Raw genomic sequence first — 8101 nt, 5'->3', positions numbered from 1 at the left:
CCCCCCCCCCCCCCCCCCACCCCCCCTCCCCCCCCCCCCCCCCCCCCCCCCCCCCCCCCCCCCCCCCCCCCCCCCCCCCCCCCCCCCCCCCCCCCCCCCCCCCCCCCCCCCCCCCCCAGGGCCCTCACCGATTTACAGGAGACCACCATGCCGCGTTTCGCAGCCAACCTGTCCATGCTGTTCACCGAACAGGACTTCCTCGCCCGTTTCGAAGCGGCCGCCAAGGCCGGCTTCAGTGGTGTCGAATACCTGTTCCCCTATGATTTCAGCTCCGCCGAGATCAAGGCCAAGCTCGATGCCAACGGTCTGACCCAAGTGCTGTTCAATCTGCCGGCCGGTGACTGGGCCAAGGGCGAGCGCGGTATCGCCTGCCTGCCGGACCGGGTTGAAGAATTCCGCGCCGGTGTCGACCTGGCCATCGCCTACGCACAAGTGCTGGGCAACACCCAAGTCAACTGCCTGGCCGGTATCCGTCCGCAAGGCGTGGACGATGCCACCGTGGAAAAAACCTTTGTCGCCAACCTCAAGTACGCAGCCGACAAGCTGCAGGCGGCGGGCATCAAACTGGTGATGGAAGCGATCAACACCCGCGACATCCCGGGCTTCTACCTGAACAACACGGCGCAAGCCCTGTCGATTCGTGAACAGGTCGGCAGCGCCAATCTGTTCCTGCAATACGACATCTATCACATGCAAATCATGGAGGGCGACCTGGCCCGCACCATGCAATCGCACCTGGGCGAGATCAACCACATCCAGTTGGCCGATAACCCGGGGCGCAACGAACCAGGCACCGGTGAAATCAACTACCGCTTCCTGTTCGAACACCTGGACCGCATCGGTTATCAGGGTTGGGTTGGCTGCGAATACAAGCCACTGACCACCACCGAAGCAGGCCTGGGCTGGCTCAAAACCCATAACGCGATCTAACGCGCCCCCCTGTAGGAGCGAGCATGCTCGCGATGTAGGCCCAGACAACGCGGGGCATCAGACGGCCCGCATTATCGTTGACGTCCATCGCGAGCATGCTCGCTCCTACAGATAAGCAGCAAGACAAAAACAAGAGGATTTTCTCATGGCTAAAATCGGATTTATCGGCACCGGCATCATGGGCCACCCAATGGCGGCGAACCTGCAGAAAGCCGGTCACAGCCTGTTCCTGTCCGCGCACCACGACGCCGCGCCTGCCGACCTGGTCGCCGCTGGCGCCGTTGCCCTGGCGAACCCGAAGGAAGTGGCCCAGGAAGCCGAATTCATCATCGTCATGGTGCCCGATACCCCGCAGGTCGATGACGTGCTGTTCCGCGCCGACGGCGTTGCAGCCGGCATCGGCAAGGGCAAGGTCGTGATCGACATGAGCTCGATCTCGCCGACCGCCACCAAAGCCTTCGCCGCCAAAATCAATGAAAAAGGCGCGCAATACCTCGACGCACCGGTGTCCGGCGGTGAAGTCGGCGCCAAGGCCGCGACCCTGAGCATCATGGTCGGCGGCGATGCCGATGCCTTCGAACGCGCACTGCCGCTGTTCCAGGCCATGGGCAAGAACATCACCCTGGTCGGTGGCAATGGCGACGGTCAGACCGCGAAAGTGGCGAACCAGATCATCGTGGCCCTGAACATCCAGGCTGTGGCCGAAGCCCTGCTGTTCGCTTCGAAAAACGGTGCCGACCCGGCCAAGGTGCGTGAAGCGCTGATGGGTGGCTTCGCTTCCTCGAAGATCCTCGAAGTGCACGGCGAGCGCATGATCAAGGGCACCTTCGATCCGGGCTTCCGCATCAGCCTGCACCAGAAGGACCTGAATCTGGCCCTGCAAGGCGCCAAGGAGTTGAACATCAACCTGCCGAACACCGCCAACGCCCAGCAAGTGTTCAGCACCTGCGCGGCCATCGGTGGCAGCAACTGGGACCACTCGGCGCTGATCAAAGGCCTGGAACACATGGCGAACTTCTCGATTCGCGACAAGAAGTAAGCCCCGCCCTGAACCTGTGGGAGCCAGCCTGCTGGCGATGAAATCAACGAGGTGTGTCTGATAGACCTCAGCGCCTGAATCGCCAGCAGGCTAGCTCCCACAAGGATCCGGGTTGCTCCCCCCCCCAATAACAAGAATTCCGGGAGTCCGCCATGTCGGTCGATCCGCAACAATTCCTGCGCGAGCTGTTCGCCACAGCCATCGACGCGGCCCATCCTCAGCAAGTCCTCGAAGCCCATTTGCCTGCCGATCGCAGCGGGCGAGTCATCGTCATCGGTGCCGGCAAAGCCGCGGCCGCCATGGCCCAGGTGGTCGAGCGTTGCTGGCAGGGTGAAGTGTCCGGTCTGGTGGTGACGCGTTACGGTCACGGCGCGCCCTGCGAAAAAATCGAAGTGGTCGAAGCCGCGCATCCAGTGCCTGATGCCGCCGGCCAAGCCGTCGCCAAGCGCGTATTCGAGCTGGTCAGCGACCTGACGGAAAGCGACCGCGTGATTTTCCTGCTGTCCGGTGGCGGTTCGGCGCTGCTGGCCCTTCCAGCAGCCGGCATCACCCTGGCCGACAAGCAGTCGATTAACAAAGCCCTGCTCAAATCCGGCGCCACCATTGGCGAGATGAACTGCGTGCGCAAGCACCTTTCGGCGATCAAGGGCGGACGTCTGGGCAAGGCCTGCTGGCCTGCCACCGTTTATACCTATGCGATTTCCGATGTACCGGGCGACCTCGCCACGGTCATCGCCTCCGGCCCCACCGTGGCCGACCCAAGCACCTCCGCCGAAGCGCTGGCGATCCTCAAGCGCTACAACATTGATGTGCCGGCCTCCGTGCGCAACTGGCTGCAAAGCCCGGAATCGGAAACCGTCAAACCCGGCGATCCGAGCTTGGCCCGCAGTCACTTCCAGTTGATCGCCCGCCCGCAACAATCCCTGGAAGCAGCGGCGGTGAAATGCCGTCGGGCCGGCTTCAGTCCGCTGATCCTCGGTGACTTGGAAGGCGAATCCCGCGAGGTGGCCAAGGTCCACGCCGGTATCGCCCGTCAGGTGGTACTGCACGGTCAACCGCTGGCAGCGCCCTGCGTGATTCTGTCGGGCGGCGAAACCACCGTCACCGTGCGCGGCAAGGGCCGCGGCGGACGCAACGCCGAGTTCCTGCTGAGCCTGACTGAGAGCCTCAAGGGCTTGCCCGGCGTCTATGCACTGGCCGGCGACACCGATGGCATCGACGGTTCCGAAGACAACGCCGGCGCGATCATGACCCCGGACAGTTACGCCCGCGCCGCCGCACTCGGTTTAAGCGCCAGCGACGAACTGGACAACAACAATGGCTACGGCTATTTCGAGGCGCTGGACGCACTGATCGTCACCGAGCCGACCCGCACCAACGTCAACGACTTCCGCGCCATCCTGATTCTCGAGAGCCCAAAACCATGACGCCCAACAAAAAGGTCAAAATCCTCGCCACCCTGGGCCCAGCCATCGACGGGATCGACGACATCCGCGAGCTGGTGCAGGCCGGGGTCAACATCTTTCGCCTGAACTTCAGTCACGGCGATCACGCCGATCACGCCAAGCGCTATCAGTGGATCCGTGAAGTCGAGCGCCAGCTCAATTATCCACTGGGCATTCTGATGGACCTGCAAGGTCCGAAACTGCGGGTCGGCAAGTTTGCCGAGGGCAAGGTGCAACTGGTGCGCGGTCAGGCCCTGCGCCTGGACCTGGATGCCACCCCGGGCGATGAACGCCGGGTCAACCTGCCGCACCCGGAAATCATCGCCGCGCTGGAGCCGGGCATGGACCTGCTGCTCGATGACGGCAAGCTGCGCCTGCGGGTGGTCACCAAGTACGCCGACGCCATCGACACCACCGTGCTTAACGGTGGTGAACTGTCGGATCGCAAAGGCGTGAACGTGCCGCAAGCGGTACTCGACCTGAGCCCGCTGACCGCCAAGGATCGTCGCGACTTGAGCTTCGGCCTGGAACTGGGTGTGGACTGGGTGGCGCTGTCGTTCGTGCAGCGTCCGGACGATATCCGCGAGGCCCGAGCGCTGATCGGCGACAGAGCATTCTTGATGGCCAAGATCGAGAAGCCATCGGCGGTCACCCAGCTTCAGGAAATCGCTGAATTGAGCGACGCGATCATGGTTGCTCGCGGTGATCTGGGGGTGGAAGTACCGGCCGAAAGCGTGCCGCAGATCCAGAAGAACATCATCAGCACCTGCCGCCAGCTCGGCAAACCGGTGGTGGTGGCGACGCAGATGCTCGAATCGATGCGCTTCTCCCCGGCCCCGACCCGCGCCGAAGTTACCGATGTAGCCAACGCCGTGGCCGAAGGTGCCGATGCGGTGATGTTGTCAGCGGAAACCGCGTCCGGCGAATACCCGCTGGAAGCCGTGCAGATGATGAGCAAGATCATCCGCCAGGTGGAAAACGGTCCGGACTATCAGACGCAGCTGGACGTCAGCCGGCCGAAAGCCGAAGCCACGGTCTCTGATGCGATCAGCTGTGCCATCCGTCGAATCAGTAATGTGCTACCGGTGGCGGTGCTGGTGAATTACAGCGAGTCGGGGACGTCGAGCCTGCGGGCGGCACGGGAACGGCCGACGGTGCCGATCCTCAACCTGACACCGAACCTTTCGACCGCTCGTCGCCTGACCGTGGCCTGGGGCGTGCACTCGGTGGTCAACGATCGCCTGCGTCAGGTGGATGAAGTCTGTTCGACGGCGCTGGAAATTGCCCAGGCCCAGGGTATGGCGCAGCGCGGCGATACGCTTTTGATCACCGCTGGTGTGCCGTTTGGGCAGCCGGGGTCGACTAACTCCTTGCGTATCGAAACACTGATTTAAGAAACAACACCTGTGGCGAGGGAGCTTGCTCCCGCTCGGCTGCGTAGCAGCCGTCGCTTCGGTATGACGGGTTCCACAGAGAAACCGCATTCACCGAATTTGGGGCCGCTTCGCAGCCCAGCGGGAGCAAGCTCCCTCGCCACAGAGTTTGTGCAACACCTTTGATTTTCCACTGCCCCCAGACTTCATCATGCCTGCCAACCACTTCAACACCCACTGCCCCGACTGGGCCGAGGCTTTGCTCAACGGCTTCAGTCAAATATTCCTCCAGCGCAATCCGCTGTGTGGACTGCTATGTCTCTCGGCCATCCTGTTCACCGCGCCCGCCTTGCTCGGCGGTGCGTTGCTCGGCGGCGTCGCCGGATTGCTCACCGCGCAACGACGCAACTATGCGAAGGCTGATCGCCAGGCTGGATTGTTCAGCTACAACGGCGTCTTGCTCGGTCTGTTGCTGAGCCTGTATTTCCCCTGGTCGGCCATGATGCCGCTGCTGATTCTGGCGGTCGGCGGCTTGAGTGCGATGATCACTCAACAATGGCTCAAGCGCGCTCGCGTCAACCAGTGCGTACCCGCCTACACCGCGCCGTTCGTGGGCCTGAGCTGGCTGCTACTGTGTTTCGCCGCGCCCTCGGTGCCGACACCCCTGATCGAATTGAACACAGCGAACCTGTTGGCCGCGTTGCCCAGAGGTATTGGTCAGGTGATGTTCCTTGACCATCCGCTGGCCGGCGCGATGATTGCCGCCGGTTTGCTGATTGCCGACCGCCGCGTGTTCTGCTGGGCGTTGCTGGCCTCTTTCATCGGCCTCGGCTCCAGTCTGCTGCACCATGAAACCGGTAGCGCCTTGCTCGGCCTGGGCGGCTACAACGCCGTGCTGGCCGCCCTCGCCTTCAGCGCGCAACGCCAGCAACCCTGGTTGCCACTACTCGGCATCGTCCTGGCGCTGTTGCTCACACCACTGTTTGCCGCCGTCGGCCTGGCCACGCTCACCGCTCCGTTCATCCTCGCCTGCTGGCTGATCCGCGCGGGCATCCAGATGCTCGGCAAAACCACGGTCGATAACGCGCCTTGCGCTCACGGGGAGAATCAACCTAGGCTGCGCTGATCATTGAGTCAGGCGTTATCCATGGACAGCAGCAGCAAAGATTGGCGTGAACGGCTTTACGTCATGATTTTCCAGACCGACACCAAGGCTGGCAGGCGCTTCGACGGCATTTTGCTGTTGATCATCCTCGCCAGCCTGGTGGTCGTGATGCTCGACAGCATCGACACCATCCACAAGGACTACGCCGATGTGCTGGCGTACATCGAGTGGGGCTTCACGGTGATCTTCCTCGGCGAATACATCTTGCGGCTGTATTGCTCGCCCAAGCCTTTGCGCTATGCCTTCAGTTTCTATGGGCTGGTGGATGTGCTGGCCATCCTGCCCGGCATCCTCGCGCTCTACTACAGCGATGCGCAGTACCTGCTGATCATTCGAATCATCCGGATGTTGCGGATTTTCCGCGTGCTCAAACTCAGCCCGTACCTCAAGCAAGCCCATTACCTGCTTGATGCCCTGCGTGGCAGCAAACAGAAAATCCTCGTGTTCCTGCTCAGCGTCTGCACCCTGGTGACGGTATTCGGCACCCTGATGTACGTGGTCGAAGGCCCGGAGCGTGGTTTCACCAGCATTCCCAAAAGCATCTACTGGGCCATCGTCACGCTGACGACCGTGGGGTATGGCGACATCGTGCCCAAGACCCCATTGGGCCAGGTGATTTCATCGCTGGTGATGATTACCGGTTATTCGATCATCGCCGTGCCGACCGGTATCTTCACCGCCGAACTGGCCACGGCCATGCGCGGCGAGCAGTTGCAACACGACTGCCCGGTGTGCCGGAAAAACAGTCACGAACATGGTGCCGCGTTCTGTTCCCGTTGCGGCAATGCACTGTTTAAAAAACTGGAATAAGCAAAGAGCTTTTTAATCTTTAAGGGCCTATGCAGGCCCAGCTATAGTCGCTGGCAAAATGGTATCGCCCACCCACACACAAAACCCGTGGGAATTGCCGAACTACCTGTAGGAGCGAGCTTGCTCGCGAAAAACGCCAGGACAACGCGTGCATTCAGACAGCCCGCATCATCGTTGACGTCCATCGCGAGCAAGCTCGCTCCTACAGTGGTAGAGCAGCAGTTCCCACCACACAGAACAAGGAATTCGCAGTGAAAAAACTCTTTGGCGCCTCACTTCTGGCCGCTGGCCTGGCCCTGACCGGCGTGGCTCAAGCTGCACCGACCCTGCTCAACGTTTCCTACGACGTGATGCGCGATTTCTACAAGGACTACAACACGGCGTTCCAAAAACACTGGCAAGCCGAACACAACGAAAACATCACCCTGCAGATGTCTTTCGGCGGCTCCAGCAAACAGGCACGGTCGGTCATCGACGGCCTGCCGGCTGACGTGATCACCATGAACATGGCCACCGATATCAACGCCCTGGCGGACAACGGCAAACTGGTCCCGGACAACTGGGTCACCCGCCTGCCGAACAACAGCGCGCCATTCACCTCGGCCACCGTGTTCATCGTCCGCAAAGGCAACCCGAAAGCCCTGAAAGACTGGCCGGACCTGCTCAAGGACGGCGTGCAAGTGGTCGTGCCAAACCCGAAAACCTCCGGTAACGGCCGCTACACCTATCTGTCGGCCTGGGGCTATGTGCTGAAAAACGGCGGTGACGAGAACAAGGCCAAGGACTTCGTCGGCAAGCTGTTCAAGCAGGCACCGGTGCTCGATACCGGTGGCCGTGCCGCCACCACCACTTTCATGACCAACCAGATCGGCGACGTGCTGGTGACCTTCGAGAACGAAGCGGAAATGATTGCCCGCGAATTCGGTCGTGACCAGTTTGAAGTGATCTACCCAAGCGTCTCCGCCGAAGCCGAGCCACCGGTCTCGATCGTCGACAAATCCGTCGACAAAAAAGGCACCCGTGCCGCCGCCGAGGAATACTTGAAGTACCTGTGGTCGCCTGAAGGCCAGGAAATCGCTGCCGCCAACTACCTGCGTCCGCGTGACCCGGCCGTGTTGGCCAAGTACACCGACCGTTTCCCGAAAGTCGACTTCCTCTCGGTGGAGAAGACCTTCGGTGACTGGCGCACCGTGCAGAAAACCCACTTCAACGATGGCGGGATTTTCGATCAGATTTACACCCAGTAAGTCCCCCCTGTAGGAGGGGGGGGGGGGGGGGGGGGGGGGGGGGGGGGAGGGGGGGGGGGGGGGGGAAGGGGGGGGGGGGGGGGGGGGGGGGG

General features: G+C 62.0%; 7 protein-coding genes. All 7 read left to right on the top strand.

What is annotated here, in order from left to right; translation table 11 throughout:
• Nucleotides 1-147 precede the first annotated feature (147 nt).
• Nucleotides 148-930, top strand: coding sequence for a hydroxypyruvate isomerase (gene hyi, locus ACSFE6_RS30020; RefSeq protein WP_433736576.1), 783 nt, complete (start codon nt 148-150; stop codon nt 928-930).
• Between the two features lie 145 nt (nt 931-1075).
• Nucleotides 1076-1969, top strand: a complete 894-nt coding sequence (locus tag ACSFE6_RS30015; RefSeq protein ID WP_085648499.1) for a 2-hydroxy-3-oxopropionate reductase — start codon at nt 1076-1078, stop codon at nt 1967-1969.
• Nucleotides 1970-2121: 152 nt separating this feature from the next.
• Complete coding sequence (locus tag ACSFE6_RS30010) at nt 2122-3396, top strand: glycerate kinase type-2 family protein (protein WP_435430999.1); 1275 nt, start codon at nt 2122-2124, stop codon at nt 3394-3396.
• Nucleotides 3393-4808 (top strand): pyruvate kinase, encoded by a 1416-nt coding sequence (gene pyk / locus ACSFE6_RS30005; RefSeq protein ID WP_435430998.1) that lies wholly within the window; start codon nt 3393-3395, stop codon nt 4806-4808. The genes ACSFE6_RS30010 and pyk overlap by 4 nt, the downstream gene beginning before the upstream one ends.
• A gap of 190 nt (nt 4809-4998) precedes the next feature.
• Complete coding sequence (locus ACSFE6_RS30000; protein WP_435430997.1) at nt 4999-5913, top strand: urea transporter; 915 nt, start codon at nt 4999-5001, stop codon at nt 5911-5913.
• Between the two features lie 21 nt (nt 5914-5934).
• A complete protein-coding gene (locus ACSFE6_RS29995; protein ID WP_435430996.1) occupies nt 5935-6762 on the top strand; it encodes an ion transporter in 828 nt (275 codons plus the stop codon).
• A 251-nt stretch (nt 6763-7013) separates the two neighbouring features.
• Nucleotides 7014-8009 (top strand): sulfate ABC transporter substrate-binding protein, encoded by a 996-nt coding sequence (locus ACSFE6_RS29990; protein WP_435430995.1) that lies wholly within the window; start codon nt 7014-7016, stop codon nt 8007-8009.
• Nucleotides 8010-8101 lie beyond the last annotated feature (92 nt).

The organism is Pseudomonas baetica (assembly GCF_051216495.1).
Classification (GTDB): Bacteria; Pseudomonadota; Gammaproteobacteria; order Pseudomonadales; family Pseudomonadaceae; genus Aquipseudomonas; species Aquipseudomonas baetica_B.
This window is presented reverse-complemented; position numbering and strand designations above follow the sequence as displayed.